The organism is Xenorhabdus aichiensis (assembly GCF_028598775.1).
Taxonomy (GTDB): domain Bacteria; phylum Pseudomonadota; class Gammaproteobacteria; order Enterobacterales; family Enterobacteriaceae; genus Xenorhabdus; species Xenorhabdus bovienii.
Map to the genome: position 1 here is coordinate 1 of NZ_JAQRFO010000128.1, position 859 is coordinate 859.

Here is an 859-nt window from a genome sequence, read left to right on the forward strand (position 1 = left end):
TCAATCTTAACAAGGCAAAATATGTCATTTCAACCACCGTCCCGGATACGGTTTCCGATGGTGTCCGGCATATGTGTGCCATTAACGCCGCTATTATCCTGTTCCTGCAAAATATGGATCGATGGATGAGTGAAAATGGCAAGGTTGACGTGGAGATGCCGAGCGGCCAGAAAGTCACGCTGGACTCCATCCGGGCATTACAGGCGGCAGTGGAAGGGAAGCTGGAGAAGAGCCAGAACGGGGCAGACATTCCGAATAAACCGGAGTTTGTGAAAAACCTTGGTTTGGGGGAAGCGCTGAAAGTTGGTGATTATGGTATTGGCTCTAATAATTTGTCTAACAAAATTGCTGGCTATCTTTGGGATGTCGGCGGAAATCAGCCCAGCGGATTTTATGGCTACTCACCGGACTCACACAAAAATGAGGTGTGGGGGTCATTCATAAAATTGCGTTGGAATGATGGAAACCAACAGTATCTGGTATTCCCTAACTTTGGCGAGAATGCCATGAGAATTGTTAGATTTTCTGGTGGTAATAGCTGGATGGATCACACTGTCTTGACCACAGGTAATACCACCGTTGACGGCAGTGGTTATGTCAAGAAATCCTCTCCCATCATCCAAATCTACCCCGAGGGTCAATTCGAAACCAACGACGAATCCGAAGGTGCCACAGTCACCAAACTCGGTCTTGGTCACTACAAACTATCCGGTATCCTTGGCTATAACGCTGATGGGGCATGGGGAGTTCATGGCGGTATCAGTGTTCCCCGTGACGTCAATGGTAATGAGTTAGTGTATGTCGATGATAAGGTGCTGCCGGATGGGGCTATCGAGATCAAGGTGACGCACCGGCAGAA

The 859-nt window shown here is 48.4% G+C and carries 1 protein-coding gene; it reads left to right on the forward strand.

The window, feature by feature from the left end:
* Window positions 1-859: phage tail fiber protein (locus PSI22_RS21265; RefSeq protein WP_442316507.1), on the forward strand; the 859-nt coding region annotated here is incomplete at both ends.